The organism is Gracilibacillus phocaeensis (assembly GCF_900626275.1).
In the GTDB taxonomy this organism is placed as follows: domain Bacteria; phylum Bacillota; class Bacilli; order Bacillales; family Amphibacillaceae; genus Gracilibacillus; species Gracilibacillus timonensis.
This window is the reverse complement of sequence record NZ_LR131141.1, coordinates 310280-330441: the sequence shown is the minus strand read 5'-3', so window position 1 is coordinate 330441 and position 20162 is coordinate 310280. Positions and strand designations below refer to the sequence as shown.

Genomic DNA, 20162 nt, shown 5'->3' with positions numbered 1-20162 from the left:
TCTTATAACTTTTTACTAACACTATATTTATCGCTTCAAAAGAACTGCAATAAATCTAATCTTTACCATAATTAAAGCCTAGTTTATAAGCTTTATTAAACCATTCATCCACATATCCAGGCTTAACATTGATGGTATTGTAAAAAAGTTCAAATTTGGAATTAGGTATTCCACAATAATCAGCTAAACCAATGTTAAAGTAATGCGTCATCATCTTATCATACTTTCTTTTTTCAAACCTTGTAATTGGAGCTCCGGCCAGACTAAGCCACAAAACATGCTGATGTTTAAGTTTGTTCGAACCATATGCAAAGCCATAGTTCCAGACCCGATCTATATAACCTTTCAACATTGCTGGCATGCTCCACCACCAAAGTGGAAAAATAAAAGCCAATGCATCATGATTCTTCATTTGTGCAATTTGTTTTTCTGTTTCCGCAGAATATTGTTGATGTTCAACTTTCCAATTCGGTTCATCTGCTTCATATAATACAGGATTAAAGCCACTACGATAAAGATCTAGTGTGGTTACCTCATGTCCTGCCTCTTTAAGACCTTTTATAAAATGATTTGAAACCTGAAATGTCAATGAATTAGTTCTTGGATGCGTAATTACCGCTAATACTTTCATTTCCTATCCTCCATCATAAAATTTGATAACTGGAATACTTTAAGTGTATAATAAAAATCATGTTCAGTAAAATTGATATTTTAGATATAAACATTCATTATAATTGATAATAGGAGGTAGAGAATGGAACTTCGACACCTTAATACGTTTAAAACGATCGTCGATTCCGGAGGATTTAAAAAAGCTGCAGACGAATTGGGATATGCTCAATCCTCCATTACTGCTCATATAAAGGAACTTGAAAAAGAATTAGGATATCCACTCTTTGATCGTTTAGGTAAACGTATTACATTGACACAAACCGGAAGAAAATTTCTCCCGTATGCCCTGGAAATAATCAGTCTTTACTCTAAATCAAAAGAGGTTGTTGCGGAATCAGATGAACCCTCAGGAGAATTGGTCATAGGTGCAAGCGAATCGATAATGATATACTGGCTACCTACTGTAATTATGAATTTTATGAAAATTTATCCAAAAATTAATCTCATACTTAAATCTCTTAATTATGACCATTTATCTGATCAGCTAAGAAAAGGTGAGATAGATATTGCTATGTTAGTTGAATCATCTAATTGGAAATCAGATGAACTAACTATTCAAAAGATAAAAGATGAAAAGCTCTCTCTCTTTATGCCTTTCAATAAGACAACAAGTCATACTCCCGAAACGATGCTTGTTACAGAACGCTCTTGCAGTTGGCGTCCAATCATTGAAGATTATTTAAAAATAAGAGATAAAACTTCTATGACAAAAATAGAATTACCTAGTATAGAAGCAATTAAGAAATGTGTATTATGTGGTTTAGGTATATCGTTCCTTCCATATTTTACAATAAAAAGCGAAATAGAAAACAATGAATTAAAAGAAATTAGAACGGATATTCAAGAAAACAATGTCTCCATTTATACTGCTTTTCATAAAGATAAATATATATCAACTAATTTAGATGTATTCTTAAGTGAAATAAAACTGCACCAATGATTAAAATGGATTTTCCTTTATTATCTTCTTTGTCCTGACTGATTGCTAAACGTTCAAATAGCGCTTCATAGGCTGTGATAGAAGTTAACGGTAAGGAAGCGGCTTCTGCAAAATCCAAAGCATTTGGCTTTTTACCTGCAATTCTTTCATCTACGATATGAAACTGGCTATTTCCTCCTGGTCTGGTCATATCCCCTGCATAATAAACTTTATCACCTGGTTGAAATAGTGTACAATCCTCTCCAGCTTCTTCTATTCTTCTACTACACCGGAAACATCCCATCCTAAGATTCTTGGTTGTTCTTCGACTTTGTCTTTTGGTAAGCGGACTTTATAATCAACCGGATTCACAGCGATAGCTTTTACCTGAACAAGTATATCTCTTCCTGTTGGTTTAGGTTTTTCCACTTCTAAATCTAAAAGACTTTCTTCATGATCAATGGGTAAATAACGGTAAAGACCAATTGCTTTCATTGTTTGATTCATTCTATTTCCTCCTACTGTATCTTTCTAGATCGATTCTAACATTATGAAATTGCTTTTCAATCGTGTAATATATGTGACATAGTAACCGTTTTGTAACCAGCAGAGAGGGGATGTTGAAATGGAACGAAAAATTCATGATTGTATGGATGGCTGCCCGGTAGAAAGTACATTACAGATTATATCTGGGAAATGGAAATGTGTGTTTTTATATCGTTTAATCAAGCATAAGGTCTGCCGTTTTAGTGAATTACAGCGCTATATGCCAGGCCGTTCACGAAGAATGCTGGCTCTTCAGCTGAATGAACTGGAAGCAGACAATGTTATTTCCTAGAAAGTCTATCCAGTGATTCCGCCAAAAACAGAGTACAGTTTAATGGAATTAGGAAAAACATTAATACCTTTGATAACAGAAATGAATAAGTGGGGAGAAACGTATAATCAGATTCATCAATAAATTCATGAAAATAAATAATCAAGGAGATGTATAAAATGGATGAAAAAATAACTGCAGAAATAAAACACTCTTTAAAAGCAGAAGACATTCTAGCTCAAATTAATAGTAAAACGAAACTGGGAGACTTACGAAAAATCGCGAAGGAGATAAAAAAAGATCACGAACTAGCTCTGGACCTATGGTCGACCCAAGAGTTTATACCCAGACTATTAGCAATCTTAGTTATGGATAAAAAGCTTCTTTCAAAAGATGTACTTAATAAGCTTGATGAGGATATGCAGATTCACACTTTTGATGAGCGAAATAACTTAATGGACTGGTTAATGGCTAATCAGCTTACCAAGGACAAACAGAGAATTGCATTGGTCCAGTCATGGGAAAATAGCCCCCGTGCTCTCCAAAGGCGAACTTTTTGGTATTATCAAGCGCGCTTGAGATGGACCGGACAAGCACCGCCTGATAATACTGCAGACTTGCTATCTGCATTAGAAGCTAATATTATGCAAGAAGAACCGGAAGTTCAATGGGCTATGAATTTCACAGCAGGCTGGATAGGCATTTATGATGAAAAGAATCGTTCACGCTGTATTAAACTTGGTAAGAAAACGGGCCTTTACAAGGATGAAATAGTAGCAAAAGGATGTACCCCTAGCTATTTGCCGGAGTTTATTACGATTGAAGTGAACAAACGGAATAATAAATAACTGCCTCCGAAAAATTTATTTGGGTTGGACTGGAAAATAAAGAAAACAACTCTTTATAGAAGCTGGTTAATGAAATATGCAAGAAAGGTGTGAGGGATTATTCCACTATCACTTATTGATCCGCAGGGTACTTACCTTTAATAAGTACTACCTTCCAGCTGCCGTAGTACGGAAATAGTATTTAAAAGAATAGATACACATTATTTGACGCGTATATTATTTTCAATTATTTCTACCTCAAGCTTAGGGCAATTTATAACAGATAATAACTCATCTAAATTTGTTATTTCAAAAGGACAAACGCTACCTTTCATTTCTTTTTGCAGGCCAAATTTTCCCATATCCGCTGTCATCATGGCTGTTGGGCTGTTGTTTGGTAATCAGAAAGTAGATAAAGACTGGATTTTTGATTATCAGTCTTCCCTTCCACTTCAACAGTAAGAAAAGCATGTTCATTCTTATTCGGGTTAAATGGGATTAAAAAGAATAGACCACCTATGCTTCATGAATAATCACATCATCATACATCACAAAAATACGAGGTGAATATTGAATGCGATATGTTTCTTCTAACAGCAGTGGATTGGTAATCAAAAATCATGATTTACATCCGCCTGAAAAGGACGAAGTGCAAATAGAAGTTAGCTATGCCAGCTTGAATTATGCAGATATTCTAGGTATTGAAGGAAGATATCATGCCAAAACAGCAAACTTCACCCCTGGTTTTGATTGTGTTGGCTATATTAAACGTGTTAGTGAAAATATAAAAGATTTTCACATAGGGGAAAAAGTAGCGGCGATAAAACAAGGCGGTACGTTCGCGGAGCAGGTAAATATCAATAAAAATCAAGTCTTTAAACTAAAAAATAATTTATGTTCAAGAGCTGTAGCTGCCAATATAAGTAATGGCGTTACCGCATATGATTTAGTTTTTCACGTTACTCATATTAAGCCGAATGATCAGGTTTTTATTTATGGTGCCAGTGGAGGTGTAGGCTCCCTACTTGTTCAATTTTGTAAATATCAAGGGGCTCATGTAACCGCCTTGACAAAATCAAATAAAAAACAATATGTAGAGTCACTAGGGGCAGATCATTTGATATTAAGAGACAGACCAGCAAATGATACAGATAAGTTATATGATAGGATTTTTAATCCGATCGGCGGTGAATCTATAGAACAGGATTTATTGCGACTATCCATGTATGGGCATCTGATCACATATGGTCATAGCAGTTTTCAGGCAGGTTACCTGAATACCGAAATCATTCATTCTAAAAATTTAAGTATACTCGGTTACAGCTCGGGCAGTATCATGAATGATTATCCAATAAAATTAAGAAAAACGGTTCACGATGTCATGAACCTGGTTTATAAAGATAAAATCAGCACACCTATCGATAGCATATACAGCATGGACGAAATGGAATACGCCTTTGAGAAAATGAAAAATAACAGACATATCGGTAAAATTCTTATAAAGATGGATACTTGAATGTGATTTATGGACCATTCTGTTTTCGTAAAAGCTTTATTCACTAAAAGTATCAACTGAAGTGTGCCAGACAATGGTTAAAGCACTGCTTTAAGAGAAACAATATACTTTGTAGAATCAGTTGCATAGGTTAGAATGGACAGTAATGGCAATAAATATTTAAAATAAAGAAAAGAAAATGCAGCATATGTTTCATTGAATAGAAAGTAAAGAAGTATTTTATGAGCCAAATTCTGGAGGGATCCTATGTCTTATTTGATTAGCGTCAACCAGTTAAAAAATCGTTTACAAAACCCAGAGTATCATACAGTGATTGTTGATGTCCGATTTCAGCTTGATGATCCGGAAGCGGGAAGGAATTTATACGCAAAAGATCATTTACCTGGTGCGGTCTACATGGATCTGGACAAGGAGCTGTCCGGTAAAAAAGAAAAACACGGGGGAAACCATCCTCTGCCTGATACGAAGAGGTTGGCAGCAAAACTTGGCCAGATTGGGATAGATAATCAGACAACGGTTATTATCTACGATCAATCCAATGATATGTTTGCCGCCAGAATGTGGTGGCTATTATATTATCTCGGTCACGAAAACGTTTATGTGCTAGACGGAGGATATGAACAATGGGTCATCGATGGAAATAAGGTGACAGATGAAGCTCCCCAGCCAGAAACAAAAACGTACCACCCTGCCATCCGTACAGGTGAGAAGGCAGACATAGATGAGGTGAAAGAAAAACTAGAAGATCAGTCTGCTCATTTAATCGATTCACGCTCTAAAAACCGTTATTTAGGCAAAGTGGAACCCATGTACCGAAAAGCGGGGCATATTCCCGGCGCGAAGAATTATTTTTGGAAAGAGGTATTGGCAGATAACGGAGCTTGGAAAAACCCGGAGGAGCTTAAAAGTCATTTCGGTCATTTGAAGCAGGATGAAGAGATTATTGTTTCCTGTGGCTCAGGCGTATCTGCCTGTCCGAACATACTAGCACTCAAACTTGCAGGCTTTGAAAATGTAAAACTGTATCCAGGAAGCTTTAGTGACTGGATTTCCTACGATGAAAATAAAGTAGAGACAAAAGAAGAGTAGTTTGGAAAAATGTTATGTCTGAGTAATTGATGGGCAGATTTATATGGAATGGTATGATCACGAATGGAGGATATCACTCCCAGCAGTCGCTTTCCTAGCAAGCGATCGATCTTCTTATATTACCGGCCATCATCTTGATGTAACAGGTGGAAGCCAATTATAAGTCCTTATTTTTGGTTATAGGATGATTGTTAAACGAAGGACCCATATACAGAAAATTAATTTTCATTCTGTTTTTGGATCCTTCTTTTTTTTAATTCTAGCACCAAAAACCTTTTATTATTTCCGCCAAGGGTTTCGGGCTATCTACATTTGCTTCATGTCCTGCTTTTTCAATTATTCCAAAGTTTGCTCCCTTTATTCGATGACTCAATCGTTCAGCTGCTTTTCGATTTGCCTGATCTTTTTCTCCGCAAAAAGCTTGATACAGATTGTGATAATCCATCTTGTCTGTTTCGACCAAGGTGTATAAATCAGGTAAAGCTACTCTCTCTGTCATTTCTATGTAGTCTAACGTTATTTTCCAGCTACTAGAATGTTGACCAAGTCCATGAGCAAACAAATAGGTCATGACAATAACACCTCACATTATCCCATATAGTTGGATCTAACTTCTTCCTATTCAGAGTATTTACCATGTTTTACCGAAGAAAGCAAGTTGGTGACCCTAGTAACCACTAGAGCGCAAGATTTTTGGATTCAACTATCAAACACGAATGAATGTTTACCATTCTAACAATGAAAGCATTTCGAAAACTTACTTTTCTGAAAGCCAGCTTTCCCTGTTATAAGACATTTCCCAAAACAGAAGTTCATACTCTTTTGCAATAATAAATTGTTCCTTTACTTTCTCTTTTTCGTGATCATTCATTGTTTCAACCAATCTGTTTAGTAAATCAATCATTTCATTCGTTGCATCTTGAAACCAATCACTTGCATACATATTAATCCAGTTACGATAAATTTCCGGTTCTGGTGTTGCCGATTCATTTGCTTTTCCGATATCTGCATATAACCAGTAGCATGGTAAAATCGCAGCAACAGAATGTGCAAGATTCCCAGACATGGTGGCCCGATATAAATGAGAGGTATACGCATAGGCAGTTGGAGCAGGTTTAAAGTTGTCGATATCTTCCTGTGTAATATGTAAAATCTCAGCATGTTGCTTATGCACAGTTAGCTCGGCTTCTGCTGTAAATCGGGCTTTATCAGCTAGAAGAGCGGTTAATTTAAAATCATCTGCTTGTGAGGCAGCAATAGCATGAATTTTACCGTAGTGTTTTAAATAATAAATGTCTTGCAAAATATAGAATTTGAATGTTTCTAGCGGTAAATCTCCCTTCACAATCCCTTGTACAAATGGATGTTTTAAACTTTTTTTCCAGCTCTCCTTCGTTGCAGCACGTAATTCATCTGTAAATGTCATAAAAAATCCTCCTCATCATCTTTTTTCTAAAGACTAGTAGAAGGAAGTATTGGCATAGGAAAAGATATACACGCACATAAATGCAGTGTATACTTTAACTGCTGAATCTACTTCCCTCCGCTGGCCTTAACCAGATCAGGTTCTAAGGGTGCTAAATATACATTTATCTCAGCCATTACGGCGCCCCTAGTAGAAAATTTGAATTTATTCTGTTGTCTTCATGCTAGCAGAACAAATCGAGAAGTCAAGCCTTGAGGATTTGGTGAATAGCAATTGTACACAGAATAGCCCTCATGGTTTTTGGTCTCATGATTGGAATCATGTTCCAATGAGAATTGGGAACAAAAGCAGCGACTAAAGGTGATAGGCTCCCTTTATAGTAGACAGAGAAATAATAAAAATTCTCTCCTACTAGGAAGGGAGTATTTTTAATGTCTAAAAGAATAACCAAACATACGCTAGAAGAACGTATGGAGATTGTACAAAAGGTGACGGAAGAAAAGAAACCGATTAGTGCTATCGCAAGAAAATACGAAATGTATGAAAATACGGTGAAAGAATGGGTTCGTAAATATAAAAGTAATGGGATAGATGGATTGAAGGAGTCAAGGAATTGGAAACAGTACCCAGAGGAATTAAAAAGACAGGCTGTAGCGTTCTATCTTGAACAAGAAAATAGCCTCAAGGTAACATGTGAACAATTTAATATTTCGTCCACTTCCGTTTTACGTCGTTGGATAAAGCTTTATACTAGTGGTAAAGCAATAAAATCCACTAGTAAAGGAAGCGTTAAAATGAGCGAAGGACGTAAAACCACATTCAAAGAACGGATAGAGATTGTCCAATATGCGATTGCCAATGATTCCAATTATCATCAAGCAGCGGAGAAGTATAAAGTTTCCTATCAACAGGTTTATAGCTGGGTTCGTAAATATGAGAAAGACGGAGAGCAGGCTCTTCAGGACCGCCGCGGGAAGACATTAGAAACTAAGCCAAATCTAACGGAAGAAGAAAAATTAAAGCTTCGGATTAAGGAATTAGAACACCGTAATCAATATTTGGAGGCAGAAGCTGGTCTCTTAAAAAAGTTAGAGGAAATCGAAAGGAGAGGATCGAACGATTAAGGAAACAAGTCCCGGCATTTGAAGCCATTCATGCCTATCATGAAGAAACAGGCATGCCGATTCAATTACTATGCGATATTTTAAAGGTGTCCCGTTCTGGATATTATAAGTGGCTGCATCACATACCAGGCGAGCAAGAAGACGAAAATGCATGGCTAATCAAGAAAATCCAAATGATTTTTAAACAGTACGGAGGAATCTATGGCTATCGGCGAATCAGAATGGTGATTGATCGCAAATACGGAAAACGATATAATCTGAAGCGCATTCGTCGTTTGATGATTTTATTAGGCTTAAAATCATTTATCCGTCGTTCGAATGGATATTCCACCAAAACAAGCTACGTCAACATGGAGGAGAATATTTTGAACCGGGAATTTACGGCAGACAAGCCAAATCAGAAATGGGTAACGGATATCACACATTTAAAATACAGCCTGAGTCATAAAGCTTATTTAAGCGTCATTAAAGACCTTTATGATGGTTCGATTGTTGCCTATAAGGTTGGTTATTATAACGATAATGAGCTGGTTATGGAAACCATTAAAGCAGCACTGGAAGCAAATCCAGGTGCCACGCCTTTACTGCATAGTGATCGGGGTTCGCAATATACATCGAGGGAATATCGTTTGGTGACAACAAAAGCCGAGATTACACGCAGCATGTCCCGTGTTGGGAAATGTATTGATAATGCGCCTGTAGAAAGCTTTTTTGGCCATTTTAAAAGTGAATCTTATGATTTAAAACGATATAAGAGCTTTGAAGAATTAGTAGAGGATATTGATCGATATATCCAATTTTATAATGAAGAACGTTACCAGGAGAAATTAAACAGCCTGACACCGTTGGAATATCGGGACCAGGCTGTTGCATAGAGTTTTTGTTTTTTTACTGTCTACTTGACGGGGCACAGTTCAAACAGAAAAGGTGCTTTCCCTTATTTTTTATTAATCTGGAATACGTTGAAGTTTGCGTATTCTGCTATTAAGGGGGCCATTTGCCTAAATCCGATTCTACCATCCCGTAGAATCGAACCATGTGTTTCACCATCATCATAAAACTGAAAGATCAACAACTGATTGATGTAAAATTGGATATTTTCTTGATATTTCACCAATTCTATATGATAAGGACCATTGGCGTCGACAACACTTGGCAATGGATCTGCCCCTTGTGACACCAAGTGGAAGCCATAGCTTTTCCTCAAATTACTGGTGTGAAATTGCCGTTCATCTTCCCATTTTCTTCTATAATAAGATACATGATAGGCATTGATATCGCCATGATGGTATTCATCATATATACCTGTTCGCTTCGCCAAAGAAGGATGAAACAAATCCTCTCCCGTTTTCCCAGTTGCAGCAAAGAAAAGAATGCATAATCCTGGTTCTCTAATCGGCCAAAAATCCCAAGTTATAGCTATATTCTCAGGAAAATGATCTTGACACCATAAGACAAAGTTTGATTTTTGTCCCTCTTTCGGATCTTTGATGTTTTCCATTCGCAAACGTTGCAAAGGAAAACTGAAGGCAGCCTCTCCCTCCAGGCGAAAATCCTTGATATCCGTATGACTCTTTAATGGGTTATGATAGATTAATTGATGGTTATACTGTTCTTGCCAATACATCGGTTCACCTCCTAGTTTGTTGCCTTTAACATCTTTTCATAAGAATGGTCCAAATAATTTTCTACTAATTCCAAACAGATGATAACGTTCAAAGACCATTGCGCAGCTGTATTCGTTGAAATGTCTTTTATTTCTAGTATGGGGTGTAAATAATCTGTAATCTCCTCCACATGTAATGGTGACTTAATATGCCAATGACTTTGATCAGCTAATAAGAGTTTCCAGGCAAGATCACCTAAGCCCTTATCCTGTTTCTTGGCAGCAGCATATGCAACCAAAGAAGCAGATAACATGGGGATATTCCAATCTACTCCATTGATTTCTCCATTGGTTAACCGACTTTTATCAATGGGAGGAAGGTTATAGAAAGCGCCAAATTCAACTAGCATGTCCTGCCACCCTTTATCTTCCAATAGTTCAGCCATTTCCATCCAAACTTGAGCTCCTCCCATACTAAAGATAAGGTGATGTCCTTTATTCTCTGCTCCCATATAAAATAATTCACCGGTTTTTGGCTCATAACCAAATACAGGACCAGTCAAAAGTCGAAAGGGCATTTTTCCCAAGGATTGAATGCCTGTAAATAGCTTGTCACGATAGCGATCGTCCTGATATCTTTCCCATCTGGTTAACCAATTCGAACAAAAAGCCGCCCAATCCGGTCCACTTCTGGTATGCGTACTGTACTGATCTGTTGGGAAGTATGCTCGCATCGGATCAATATACTCTGTTGTATAATCGGCATTTACCACTTCATCCATGATATCACCGATACGCTCATCTCCTGTTAGATAATAATAAAATCGGTGCAATCCCGCTGCCCCTATTCGTGCTTCTTTACAGCCGCACCCCCAATGACTAACATTATGCCTGGAACCGAGACCTTTATAAGGGCCTTTATGGTAAACATCTACTTCACTGGTATGACGAGTCATTGCCTCTGCCATGTGAAAAATATCGATTCTGCCAGTACGTAAAAACAGGTACCACAGCCAATAATTCGGTGCTAATTCGGTATTCTGCCAGGCACACCCACCTAAATCATATCTCCATACATGCCGAATAGGGTCATAGCTATGCATGATATCGCCATAATCCCAAAAGCCATACCATTTCCTTTGCTCAATCTCTTGCAAATAAAAGGCAAGCACCTCATCTAAAGTCTGCTCTAGTTTCCTTTTTAGTGCCGTATCTGTTTTTCTTAAACTCCATATCCCTAGTGCTCTTGTTTGATGGTAATAAGCAGGTTTACATATTAATAAAGGGGGAGACTCTTTCTTACGGACTAGCTTCTCCAACGTATCGGCATCAGGAGTAGCAGCAAAACAATGGATAGATATTTCACTGGTATTACCGACACCATATGGAGTACTTCGCAGTTCTTCAGCTCCTTCATAAGAAGAAGTCACATGAGTTTCTGTATCGTAATGACGCATGTCCATTGCCTCGGTTTCTGGTGACCAAAACCATGTCTTTACAACCGCGGCTTCTGCTTGCAAATCGTTTATTTCAAAAGAAGTAGGATACTTCTTCCAAAAATGACGCAATCCAACGGCAATACCACCGATTTCGGAACCGAGATAAACTAATCCTCCCGATCGTTTCCCATCAGCGGCACGTACCCATGCACATCCAGGTTGTGTTCGTTTCAAAATTGCGTAGGAATCAGCAGAGGTTTGTACTAGTTTATAATGATTCCAGGTAGCTGCATCATCTAGCAGGTCCTTAAAGGCTTGATCACTTTCTGTTAAGCAAATGGCTTTACCTTGTATTTGTTGTTTATACTTGTCTTCATAATCACCCCGAGTCCGCAACGTTAATAACCCTTTAGGTGATTCTTTAAAAAAGCCTTCTTCACCTGCCAAACGAACATATCGATTATACAAGGGACCCTTCATCGGAACGGCAAATTCTATGCCAATTCCTTTAATAAAATCTTGGTTCGGATTCCCATCATATAAAAAGGAATGAATCATTTTCACTTCTGTTTGGTGAAGATAAAAATATAGTCTCACTTGAAACGGAAGCCACTCCCGATTATTGTTGCTCAGTTTATGCCTTCCCGTTACTTTAATCACCGCTCTGATTGGACCCGCTTGTTCTACCGTCACTTCATGTAATTCACTATAGAAAGGTTCCTGACGATAGGTATCTATGCCCTCTGTTCGATGGTGAGATTCCCTAATGCCAATCAGTCGACCCTTTTTACAGATCGTCTTATTCTTTGTTTCCATTGCCTCAATAAAAAAGCTATCCCTCTTATGAATGGTACACTGTATTTCTTTGGTATCGATCTGTATACGCTCATCGGTTTCTTCTATAACAACTTTCTCCTGTTTATTCATGGATGAAGTACGCGCTAATAATAGCTGCGGATCTGCTTGCTGTGCCGAAATAGAGGCTGCATGTGCCGTCCATTTGATACTTCCATCCGGCCAATAGGCAGTTGGCCAAGTTTGGACTGGAAGATCAGAGGTTTTCGTATCTGTCGTTTTCAGATCAAAAGTTGGCAACGTATGTAGCTGACCTCTTGCCCAAGGCACTCCCCACGTTACCCCCGTTGATAAGTCACTTTCCGTATCCAGCCATGATAGTTCGATATCTTTTTGCATAACCGATCACTCCTTTTCATATTCTCCGCCAGGATATAATGTCACCGAGTATAATCGTTTGGACTGTTTGATTGGTCGATCTTCTATCGGATGCAATGAAAACGGCTGACTCGCATATACATAGGCATAATCTTGATCGTAGATGATCACACTATCGTAACCATTTCCAATTAAATCGCCATAGGCAACATAACCATCAACTGGAAAAGTGACCACTGGCTGCATATAACCGTCATATATCGTAGGGTTCACACCTCCACCCCGGCGGTAGGCTAGGATATAATCCAATGCCTGATCATCCCAATTTCTGATGGTTTCCATAATCGTTAACCAGCCATTCGAGTCACGATCTTCTTTCCATATTTCTTTGCCTTGTAAATCTAATAAAAACAATCCATCTTTACCGGTATCTTCTCTATCTCCTCGAATAATCCGATCAAGCCCCGCTACTTGTAAGCCCGGATAATCGTCGCGGAATTTCCCCAAGCTGATATGCTGCGATTCTACGGATCCTTCATATCTCCATAGCTCTTGGCCTCGATGATCATACATCACTGTGACACTTCCGCCAATAACAATTTGGTGTTTTTTACTATCTGGCTCTACTTTACCAACCCAGATACAATCGGCATGATCGTCTAAGGGTTGACATGACCATAATTTTTCTCCCTTGGCATTGACCAAATCGTAGCCCGCCATTACCTCATCGTAGCCATCACCATCAAAATCAAAGACCCAAGGATAATGACCGATGTTTCCTTTGTGTGTCCACAACCTTTCAAAGTCCTTATCAAGTGCCCACATTTGATGGTATCTGTCTTTTAATATAATATCTTGTGGAAACGAATTTCCTGATAGATTTGCAATGATAATACAATCATGTGCTTCTTCACTCGGTAACGGATAGCTACTTTTCTTTTCCCCTGTTTTACCATCCAAAATGAAGAATTGCTTTTCCATCACACATAACACTTCATTATATCCATCACCATCTATATCATAAATCTGCACGGGATAATCGGATCCTGGCCCTCCTGGATGGTCACTAGGTTCACCCACCTGCCAAAGTATTTTCCCTTCCAACGAATAGGCTGTCATCGCCTCCACTTGGTGCGGAACATAACGATCATCGATACCGCCATCTGGTTGAACGACGAGCATATCCATTCGACCACTTCCAGTTAAATCACCCAAATACATTTTACAGTTGATTCCAGCTTCACTTATATCAATCGTTCCCAGTAACACTGCCTCATTTTGGTTATCTCCAATTATTTGATTCAAGATATCCTCACCTTTCTTTTGCCAACAATAGATCTTCCCTACATTCCTCTTACATAGGAGGCAAGTGGTACAGATAAGTCCTTCACCTGCTCACTTACAAGACGCGCCATCTGGTTTGCACCTGCCTTAGTAAAATGGGTATAATCTGTTTTATTATGTGACGCCATATAAAAGGGATAGACCTGATCATATCCAATCGATGAAAAATAGGCGATACTTGTCTGCATTAGGTCAATAATAGGGACTGTCATCTCCTCTGCTGTTTCCTTCATAGTATTACAATAATCACCGAAATCAATCAGGAACTCACCTAACACATAATGAAGTCGGGCCACTGGTGTAATCAATATAGGGATAGCCTTTTTATTACGCGCTCCTTCAATATATTGCTTCAAATAAAACTTGTATTCTTGATATGGTTCTGTATACCTTGCAGGGCGCTCTTTGGTTGAATCATTATGCCCCATTTGGACAAACAGGTAGTCACCCTCCTTTATTTCTGATAAAATGTTCGCCAATCTGCCTTCTTCCACAAAGGTTTTCGAACTTCTGCCGCCGATCGCATAATTATAGAAAGTGACCTCCTTTGTAAAATAATCTGCAATAGACTGGCCCCACCCTGCTTGCTTGGATTCTGTCCGCGGATAGGTTTGTACTGTTGAATCACCAGCTAGATAAATGGTTACTTTATCATCTGTCATCTTCATCAATCCTTTATTCATTTTCTATCCAATCGTTTCACGTAATTTATGTTGTCGGTATTCCATCCGTAAAAAAGTACGGTAGGCAATCCACATCAGAATAAAACTCGTTAGGCTACCCCCAAAGAAAAACAAAAACACTGGCAATGTGAAAAAAAGATAATATAACGATACACAGGCAGCCAATGCATAGATTGTACGTACTGGATGATAGATTGCAATCAAGAGGCTATTTTTTAAGTAATTGATCAAACGATTATCATAATGGACATACATGGGAAAAATATAAAGCAACATCATACCATAGACACTTGCGGCTAAGATTAGTAAAATATGCACAGCCTCTGCTAACACTTGATTATTTAATTCAAGGAAATTCATGTTGATATATAGCATATAAGGAATCAGCATTAATAAAATACCTAAACCATTCGCCCGCCAAAATTCTTGTTTAAATGTATCTTTAAATGTCTTAAACACCAGCATGTCTCGCTCTTCACCCATCCAATATTCTCTAAAGACTTTAAACATCGCTACCGTACTTGGGCCAATACCAAATAAAATCAAACCAATCAGCGTAAAACATAACCAAAGCAGGTTGACGTATAATAGAAGAAATACGACATCTCCAAACCGATAGAATTTACCAAACAGGCCATTCTCCCACATTATTAATCTCCTTTCTCATCTTCTATCCTCGAAACCAAGGTAAGTGACACTGGACCGATTAAACCAGAAGGTAGTGCCATACGATCCATTTGATTGGCGATACTATTGATCACCTCCACTCTAAGCAGATTCTTCCCGACTTTCAAATCGCTTTTCTTGATCTCCCACTTGTAAGGTCCCCACATTTTCACACCTATCGGCTGCTGGTTGATTTTTACACTAGCGATTTGCTGTACATCTCCCAAATCAATCACAAGCGATTCCACTTTATCTAATGCTGATAATGAAAAGGTATTTTGATAGGAAATCTTCCCTGAAAAGTGAGCCATGCCTTTCCACTCCGTCCAAGAAGTCAGCTTATCTATCGCAAATGATGAGTGAGGTGTAGTTGCTTGCCATGCGGATGAAAGAATGATAGAACTCTCTTTTTTCTGCATCGGTTTCCTTGTCTCTCTCAAGCCTCTCTTTTCCTTTGGATCAAGATAATAAATGACCGAAGACCTTCGCGGTAACGTTAATGACATATAGCGATTCTCATCCGTTGCTTCTTCAACAATTGTTCCTTCCCATGCGTCCCATTTTTCCATACGCCCTTCTTCATTCAGGCGCACTTTTCCTTGATAAGTTCCTTCTCCTTCATTGGTCAGTAGATAAAAGAAACATCCTGTCTTTTTTAATTTACTGACACGAATATGGCCGCTTGCTGGTGATAAATGAACTGGCTTATCGTCGAGAACTTGAAGAATATCTGTTGGCTGGCTGATCGATGTGGCAATGGTTTCCATTATGGTGTTCGTTTGAGATTGTTCGACAATAATGGATCCGCCAGTCTCCGCAAATTGTTTTAATTTCTCCATGACTTCGGCTTGTAAATGACTGCTATCCTCGATAATAAGCACTTTATATCTTTGGTCTCGAATGTGAATTTTTCCGTTATTTATCTTACACTTATCCATAAACAAGGACTCTTCCAGATAATTAAACTCGATTTGGTTCTGATATAATGGCTGTACGATTCTCCACGGCAGCAGGGCTTCTTCACCTAAAACGGCAATGGATGTGTCATTGACAGCATCGGTCATTAACCAGCTCATCCGCTTGATATACTGGGAAAAAGAAGCATAATATGGCCACCATAGATTATTCGGCCCCACATCTGGCGGTCTTTCCTGGCTTCGTTGCTCCCCTCGAATCGAATAATAAAAAGCATGGGGGCACAGGAGATTCACCCCTCTGACAAATAGCCAATCCAGATACCATTTCATATCATCTGCACTTAGTGACCAACCGCTTTCTTTCCCACAAGCTCCAAGCACTTCATTTAGGTTCCTTCGTCTGCCTCGATGTCTTGCCGCATCGGAAGAACACTTGGCCGCTGTTGAATGCTCCCCTTGAATGCCTTTTTCTCCTTCTGGTCCAACCCAGCGCCATACGACATCCTGCCCTGGAATTTGAAACGCTTCCAGTAATCCTATATCATCACTCGCCGCTGGATGTCCCGTCAACGCAATATCATGTTGTTCGCACCATTTACTAACTGGTGTGTAATAACTTCTTTGCAATTTATTCTGAATAGTCTTTCGAAAGCGTTTTCTGATAAGTTCTGTGTTGGCACCAGCTTCCCACCATAAAACAGGGAGATCGCTTTCCTTGTTGCCCTGCTCTTTGTAAAAATCAAGAAACCCAGTCGTCCAAGGCCTTAAATTTGGTGAAGCCCCTCGCCCTAATATATCTGGTTCATCGGTAAACATTGCAATAATAGTATCACCGAAATACGGTTTTAACGCCTGATAATAGGAATCGTGCGTTACCTTGATAAATTTCTCTACCGCAGCGGGATTCAATAAGTCCGCAGAACGTGGTGCATTTTCTTCCCCATCATCTTCTCCAAAATGAATGCCTCGGATATGCCCTTGAGAAAATGTTTCCACAAATATGAGAAGCAACCAATTACCTTCCTCTGGTGGCTGGAAAAAAACCTGATCGTTCTGCACTTCGAGAATAACTGTTTTTGCTCGCTCTATCTGCTGATCCGATTGTTGTTTTACGGCTTGAACCGATATGATCTTTTCCCCGCTCGTTACTTCTATTGTGAGATACCCCTCAGATGGGGACGAAAGCACATCCATTCGCAAACCGCGGCTTGCATATTCCGGCTTATCTTCTACTACCAAACCATTTGCAGCTCCAGATGGATACATTCCCTCATCGTATAACATAACTGACATTCCTAAATGATGGGCTTTTTTTACAGCTGCTTCTACAAAATACATAAAGGTATCCGACAAATACGGTATGTCTTTAGGGAGACCCATTCTAGGGTGGAGCACGAACCCCTTCACCTCTTTGGCATAAAAATCGTCTATTTGTCGATGAATCTCTGCTACACTTAAATGGTCATTCCAAAACCAAAACGGTATGAGGGAAAATTCATCAGGTGGATCGACAAATGATGGATACAGATGATTGTTCATGATTGATACCCTTCTTTCTTTAATGGATTTCAAGAAGATTGGATTTTTCGGTATTGACTGGGAGGCAGACCTACATGTTTTTTGAAAATTCGATTGAAATAACTTTGCCGATACCCAACACTTTCTGCCACTTCATTGATCTTCATCTCCGTATTAAGTAATAATTCCTTGGCATGTTGAATTCGTAAATTAGTTAAATAATCAATAAAATTAATATGCAATATTTTCTTAAACGACTTACTTAATGTATAAGCATTGACACCAATGATTTCAGCACAGGTCTCCAATGAGACATCTTCCATATAGTGTTCTTCCAAGTATTGAACGACTTTCTCTATCGTTTGTTTCATTTCGATGTCCATCCGATTTTTGAGCACTTCTACATAGGGTTTAATTACCTCTTTAACGATCCAATTAACCATCCATTCTAATTCTCTTATCTTCGTTAGCTCATCAAACATATTTCTCCCATTAAATAATTCATTGGGATGAATACCAGAATGAATGATTTCATGATGAATGGCACTAAACAGTTGGATGACGCCAGGCTGAATATTAATTTCCTGGATACCATTTTGTTTTAATTCATCAATAAATTGATAGATCAGCTGCTCTGTCTCTTTGACCTGTCCTCTGCGAATCGATTGGATAATCTCTTTTTCGACATCGAAGGGATAGAAAATAATAAATCCCTCTTTTTGATTCTTCCATTCTTCCAAGTTGATCACTTGATTTTTATTCTCAAACTGACGATATTTCTTGCCCACCTTTACTTCTTCAAACAAATTAGCGATTTTTTTAACCTCTTGTACGGAGGTACTAATGGTTGTCGTTATTTTCATCTTGATAATTTTGTTGATCGTTTCGGTAACTTCCTCGATAAAAAGGCCCATATTCTCTTTCCAGGTGTCTGTTTCTGAATAGACGAGCAGTAAACCAATCGATAAGTTATGATAATTGATTACCGTAAATTGATAATAATAATCCGCTACCACTTCCTCCACGATATTCACCAAAGTGAACGTCAACAAACTGTAATCACCTGCATCAAACGTTGGATCCGCTGAATGTAGACCTGTTAGCTGTATATCGATTAATTTGATTTGCTTCTCTTCTAATTCCCAGCCATAGGTTTGCATGCGGTGACGCAGTTTATCTTCAGGGAATCTGTCATAATACCCCTTACTAATCTGTACAATAAGACTTTCCTTCATTTGCGGCATTTGTTCTGCTAATCTTTTTTCCAGGCGTTTGCTTTCACTCATCATGTTGGAGAAATTATTACTGATTAACTCGAATTCGTCTTGGTTCTGCCATTGTGACTGCCCTTCCCTTTTCAAACCATGCATGAGTGTTTTAATGGGGTGATAGATCCGAACAGAAGCGTACCAAGACATAATAATGGCTAGTAAAATGCCTAAAAAACTGATGATTAAAATTAATTTTGAGATAAACACGATCGGTGATATGATGGAAGATATCGGAGACGCAGTGATGTACATCCAATTCTCACTTACTCTATCCATTAAGCCATAAGATATAGTATACGTATTCTGACCCCGATCAATCGAAAAATTCCCTTGCGACTCCTCTTGTTGTTGTACTTTCTCGATGATTTTTTTCTTGAATTCGGAATCTTCTTCCCCATTGGTATCCACCAACGTGTTCATTTCTTTATCTAGTAAAAGGGTAACCCCCTCGTCATAGGGGTTTAATGTTTCAAACATCTGCGTAAACTTTACTTGATTAATTTTAATAATAATTTCTCCGAATACTGGCTTACTAATTCCTGGGATATGATGCGTCAATGTTAAAAATGCTTGAGCTTCTCTCTCACTGTTAGGAATAAGTTCGCGTTCCCAATTAATTGAACCTTCCTTCGTTAAAAGCTTCTGATAAAACTGCAATTCTGCTTCACTGTTCATTTCATTATAGTGCGGGTTAAATAATATGGGATTCTCTACATCAAGATAAAATTCGACCTTGTCTATAATTGGATTACTTCCTTCCAAGATAAGCAGACTTTGACTGATATTGCGTGTTGTTTGAAATTCCCTTTTGAAATCTACCTCTAGTAAGGAATAGTTATACATTGGATCAAAAGCCCAATGAGCTAATGATAACTCTAAGTATTCCAACTGCTCATGAACATTGTTAGCCCTTTCTGTAATTTGATTTTCGTGGATCGACTTTAATTCATTTTGAATACTATGAATGCCAAACCAATACAAACCAGCACCTGTGATCAACCCTGGAATGGAAGCGATGATAAGAATCAAGACGAAGTTACGACGAAAATAGGAACTTTTCCATCTCCATTCTTTATTTTTCATTAAATTCCATTGTTTTCCCACAACCATTCACCCACCTTACGTTAATATTTATCACAACATTCATTGTAGACT

16 protein-coding genes, 2 pseudogenes and 1 riboswitch are annotated in these 20162 nt (G+C 38.4%); of the genes and pseudogenes, 6 read left to right on the top strand and 12 right to left on the bottom strand.

Features of this window, described 5'->3' with window-relative positions:
- Positions 1 to 55 precede the first annotated feature (55 nt).
- Positions 56 to 631: an NAD(P)H oxidoreductase gene (locus tag E0E32_RS02020; RefSeq protein ID WP_130858792.1), complete on the bottom strand. Its 576-nt coding sequence runs from the start codon at positions 629 to 631 to the stop codon at positions 56 to 58.
- 123 nt (positions 632 to 754) lie between these two features.
- On the opposite strand from E0E32_RS02020, the gene E0E32_RS02015 reads away from it, so the two are divergent.
- The gene (locus E0E32_RS02015) at positions 755 to 1612 is read left to right on the top strand and encodes a LysR family transcriptional regulator (RefSeq protein ID WP_130858791.1); all 858 of its coding nucleotides are present in this window, start codon (positions 755 to 757) and stop codon (positions 1610 to 1612) included.
- On the opposite strand, the pseudogene E0E32_RS02010 reads toward E0E32_RS02015, so the two are convergent.
- Positions 1602 to 2086, bottom strand: a pseudogene (locus E0E32_RS02010) (alcohol dehydrogenase catalytic domain-containing protein); the annotation flags it as partial. The gene E0E32_RS02015 and the pseudogene E0E32_RS02010 sit on opposite strands and share 11 nt — an antisense overlap.
- A gap of 130 nt (positions 2087 to 2216) precedes the next feature.
- On the opposite strand from E0E32_RS02010, the pseudogene E0E32_RS02005 reads away from it, so the two are divergent.
- Together E0E32_RS02005 and E0E32_RS02000 are read left to right on the top strand one after the other, a co-directional pair.
- A pseudogene (locus tag E0E32_RS02005) lies at positions 2217 to 2552 on the top strand (winged helix-turn-helix transcriptional regulator).
- Between the two features lie 35 nt (positions 2553 to 2587).
- Positions 2588 to 3256, top strand: a complete 669-nt coding sequence (locus E0E32_RS02000; protein ID WP_130858790.1) for a DNA alkylation repair protein — start codon at positions 2588 to 2590, stop codon at positions 3254 to 3256.
- Between the two features lie 200 nt (positions 3257 to 3456).
- On the opposite strand, the gene E0E32_RS21980 is transcribed toward E0E32_RS02000, so the two are convergent.
- Positions 3457 to 3612: a hypothetical protein gene (locus E0E32_RS21980; RefSeq protein ID WP_165444923.1), complete on the bottom strand. Its 156-nt coding sequence runs from the start codon at positions 3610 to 3612 to the stop codon at positions 3457 to 3459.
- A gap of 197 nt (positions 3613 to 3809) precedes the next feature.
- Here E0E32_RS21980 and E0E32_RS01995 point away from each other — a divergent pair, with 197 nt between their 5' ends.
- Together E0E32_RS01995 and E0E32_RS01990 are read left to right on the top strand one after the other, a co-directional pair.
- A complete protein-coding gene (locus E0E32_RS01995; protein ID WP_130858789.1) occupies positions 3810 to 4751 on the top strand; it encodes a quinone oxidoreductase family protein in 942 nt (313 codons plus the stop codon).
- Positions 4752 to 4997: 246 nt separating this feature from the next.
- Positions 4998 to 5840, top strand: coding sequence for a sulfurtransferase (locus E0E32_RS01990; RefSeq protein WP_130858788.1), 843 nt, complete (start codon positions 4998 to 5000; stop codon positions 5838 to 5840).
- A 259-nt stretch (positions 5841 to 6099) separates the two neighbouring features.
- Here E0E32_RS01990 and E0E32_RS01985 read toward each other — a convergent pair whose 3' ends face one another.
- Together E0E32_RS01985 and tenA are read right to left on the bottom strand one after the other, a co-directional pair.
- Positions 6100 to 6411 carry a hypothetical protein gene (locus E0E32_RS01985; RefSeq protein WP_130858787.1) on the bottom strand — a complete coding sequence of 104 codons (312 nt, stop codon included), beginning with the start codon at positions 6409 to 6411 and terminating at the stop codon, positions 6100 to 6102.
- 186 nt (positions 6412 to 6597) lie between these two features.
- Positions 6598 to 7266 carry a thiaminase II gene (tenA, locus tag E0E32_RS01980; protein WP_130858786.1) on the bottom strand — a complete coding sequence of 223 codons (669 nt, stop codon included), beginning with the start codon at positions 7264 to 7266 and terminating at the stop codon, positions 6598 to 6600.
- A gap of 95 nt (positions 7267 to 7361) precedes the next feature.
- Positions 7362 to 7464: riboswitch (TPP riboswitch) on the bottom strand.
- Positions 7465 to 7697: 233 nt separating this feature from the next.
- Between tenA and E0E32_RS01975 the strand changes: the two genes are divergently transcribed.
- Positions 7698 to 9265 (top strand): IS3 family transposase gene (locus E0E32_RS01975; protein ID WP_392388580.1). Its coding sequence is split into 2 segments (ribosomal slippage): positions 7698 to 8343 and positions 8343 to 9265, totalling 1569 coding nucleotides; the frame shifts between segments, so codons are not numbered across the junction.
- Positions 9266 to 9327: 62 nt separating this feature from the next.
- On the opposite strand, the gene E0E32_RS01970 is transcribed toward E0E32_RS01975, so the two are convergent.
- From E0E32_RS01970 to E0E32_RS01940, 7 genes are all read right to left on the bottom strand, one after another.
- The gene (locus E0E32_RS01970; protein WP_130858785.1) at positions 9328 to 10017 is read right to left on the bottom strand and encodes a DUF1961 family protein; all 690 of its coding nucleotides are present in this window, start codon (positions 10015 to 10017) and stop codon (positions 9328 to 9330) included.
- Between the two features lie 11 nt (positions 10018 to 10028).
- Entirely contained in the window at positions 10029 to 12629 is a 2601-nt protein-coding gene (locus tag E0E32_RS01965; RefSeq protein WP_130858784.1) for an exo-rhamnogalacturonan lyase family protein, read from the bottom strand.
- A gap of 6 nt (positions 12630 to 12635) precedes the next feature.
- Positions 12636 to 13829, bottom strand: a complete 1194-nt coding sequence (locus E0E32_RS01960) for a hypothetical protein (RefSeq protein ID WP_434059197.1) — start codon at positions 13827 to 13829, stop codon at positions 12636 to 12638.
- Between the two features lie 122 nt (positions 13830 to 13951).
- Positions 13952 to 14614 carry a rhamnogalacturonan acetylesterase gene (locus E0E32_RS01955; protein ID WP_130858783.1) on the bottom strand — a complete coding sequence of 221 codons (663 nt, stop codon included), beginning with the start codon at positions 14612 to 14614 and terminating at the stop codon, positions 13952 to 13954.
- A gap of 24 nt (positions 14615 to 14638) precedes the next feature.
- On the bottom strand, positions 14639 to 15283 hold the full coding sequence (locus E0E32_RS01950) for a YesL family protein (RefSeq protein WP_130858782.1): 645 nt from the start codon (positions 15281 to 15283) through the stop codon (positions 14639 to 14641).
- A 2-nt stretch (positions 15284 to 15285) separates the two neighbouring features.
- Positions 15286 to 17757: a glycosylhydrolase-like jelly roll fold domain-containing protein gene (locus tag E0E32_RS01945; protein WP_130858781.1), complete on the bottom strand. Its 2472-nt coding sequence runs from the start codon at positions 17755 to 17757 to the stop codon at positions 15286 to 15288.
- 29 nt (positions 17758 to 17786) lie between these two features.
- Entirely contained in the window at positions 17787 to 20111 is a 2325-nt protein-coding gene (locus tag E0E32_RS01940; RefSeq protein ID WP_165444922.1) for an AraC family transcriptional regulator, read from the bottom strand.
- Between the last annotated feature and the right edge of the window lie 51 nt (positions 20112 to 20162).